Here is a 2,504-nt window from a genome sequence, read left to right on the forward strand (position 1 = left end):
AGCCAAAGTGATTTTGTCAGGAACCATGTTAACATAATCCCTGCACCCGTTAAAGATATTTTTGAAAAAAGTTCCGATGAAGTTCCAGATAGAACTGCCATGAAGCTTTACCGTTCCTATCACACTGTGATAAGTTGCTGCCATCTCTGCACCGGCATCACTACCATAATGAAGTGAATTGTTGCGTTGAGTGGTCAGCTTTCGAATGGTTCGCTCAGCCAGGTTGTTGTCTATCGGTAATTCACCATCATCCAGGTAAGCAAAGATCTCTTTCCAGAACCGGTTCAGATAATTGAGAGCTTCTTTATAATACCGGCTTCTAAATTCTGAATCCTTTGACTGTTCACTATCTAACAAACTGCGCAGCTCTATTAGGAGTTCCTTCGTTTCCAAGCTTTGCCTTTCTTGAAACCTTTCCTTGGGAGTTAATCCGGCATCATCGTATTTACGCTCCCTCATAAAGAACTCCTTTAAAATTTCGGAAAAGCGTTCTGCAGTCGGTTCACCACCCTGATTGGAAGCCTTGACAAACTTGTTCTTGGCATGAGACATACAAACCTGGTGGACAGTATCTTTAAACCGGGCTGATTTCAGCTCATTGCCGATAAATACATAAGCATTGTATCCGTCGGACATTATACTCTTCAATTCTGCATCGCCCAAAAAGTCTGTAAGTACATCACGACCACGCGAGCCATTCTCATAGAAGAAAATGGCTGTTTTCCGGGCCTTGTTGACCAGAACCCAAATGTAGCACTTCTTATAGTGATCGTATTTACGCACTTTACACCAGGTCTCGTCGCAGTTCACAATCGAATCTTTTTCCAAAGCTATAGACTTCAATACACAAACCAGTTCGTCCAGGTATGTCTTACCTTTCTTAAGCCAGTTGCGCAACGTGTTTTTAGAAATGGTCATGCCCATATCTGTCAGCCATTGGTGAAGAAGACCAAAAGTCACATTCTTTACATAAACTTCATAGGCGATAGCCTGCAGAAATTCAGGAGTGGCCCTAGTGCCTTCAAAACTGGTTACTACATCCGGATGGCCTTCAGAAGGGAAATAGCCCCACTTCGGCTTTTTACCAGGCTCTGCATAATGAACCATCTCAAAACATTCTTCCGTAAGGAAAGTACGGAAACTGAACACCCGTACCATTCTCCTTTCAATGATCCGACCGGGAACCTTTGTCAAATCGGAAGGATGCTCTGTCGCTTCTCCGGCTACCCCCATCGTTTTATAACCGTCAGGGCGATTGGACAAGTCACGGTCTTTCCCGGAAGGCTCTTTTAACTCTTGGGATGGAACATGACCAACCGAATCCGTGCGAAGCGTATCATCGGTTCCATCATAATCATCCTTCTCCTTCCGGCGGTCTGAATCACTTGTTTTAGCTTTAGATTGTATCTTTTGACGTCTATCACCAAAACGTTCCTGATTGGCGTAATCAAGTTTTTCCTGAAGTGATTTTATCTTACGTTCAGCCGATTTGCGAAGTTTATGCTCTTCTGACAACCGATTCTCAAGGTCAACATGTTTCGATTGCATGGATGACATCTGATCCTTCAGTTCTTTCATCTGAGCCATAAAATCCTCCAAAACAAGCCTCATGGCATCACCTGTCAACCTGAGATCCTGATTTTGCTCAGCAAGGTATTGTATGTATCGGTCTTTCTGATCCTCTGCCATACCTGCACTATAATTTATAGGGTTGCGTGAGTAGGTTTCCCGACTCAACAACTCTCGTTTTGTTGTAATTATATCTTGCAGATCGATCATACTTAAACCTTTGACTTACAGCATTAAAGGTAATAAAATAATCGCAAAACCGCAAGTGGATAAATAGATTGATTATCTGATTTTTAATGTTTTAACTATAGGATTCTCAAGAATCAAAACCACGTCCTTCCAGGCAATCCGATAAACAGTATCTGCCCCATTTCGCTCAACTTTCATGAACTGATAACCGGCAACAAACTTCTTTTCAAACAGACTATATGAACGATTATCAAATGAAAACATACGGACTATTCTGCGATTGCGAGACATGACTATAAAGACATCCCCATCTCTGGGTTCCCGGTGAAGCCGTTCACGAATGATAGACAACACACGGCTGTGCTTACAACGCATATCGGTGAAATCACGGACATAATAAAAATGATTCAGACCGGTAACACTCAGCATAACCCCTCCAGTTTCTCTACCATACGAACCAAATCCGGGTAGCTTAAATTCTTTTGGAACAAATGCAAGCCATTGCTGATACGAATCTCAACCCAAATACGAACAGGGTGATCAGTTCTGCCTGGTGATACCGGTTGAGGTTGATCAATGGCACCGGATTGTTCCTCATGACCGATTACAGGAGCACCATCAACCTGGACTTCAACTACTTTTTTCCGGGTATCCCTGTACCATTTCTGAAAGATGTTATAAGGAACTTTGTTCTTAACACAAAACGATTGGAGAGATTCTCCATGAGGCAAAGCCTCGGTCTGGTA

3 protein-coding genes are annotated in these 2,504 nt (G+C 42.7%); all 3 read right to left on the reverse strand.

Annotated features, from left to right (window positions below):
* Positions 1 to 1,779: IS66 family transposase (tnpC, locus tag ACZMIG_RS14640; RefSeq protein WP_373267404.1), on the reverse strand; the 1,779-nt coding region annotated here is incomplete at its 3' end.
* A 72-nt stretch (positions 1,780 to 1,851) separates the two neighbouring features.
* Positions 1,852 to 2,187 carry an IS66 family insertion sequence element accessory protein TnpB gene (gene tnpB, locus ACZMIG_RS14645; RefSeq protein WP_008782597.1) on the reverse strand — a complete coding sequence of 112 codons (336 nt, stop codon included), beginning with the start codon at positions 2,185 to 2,187 and terminating at the stop codon, positions 1,852 to 1,854.
* On the reverse strand, positions 2,181 to 2,504 hold a 324-nt coding region (locus ACZMIG_RS14650; protein WP_117710162.1), incomplete at its 5' end, for a hypothetical protein. The genes ACZMIG_RS14650 and tnpB, both read right to left, overlap by 7 nt.

The organism is Xylanibacter sp. (assembly GCF_057607445.1).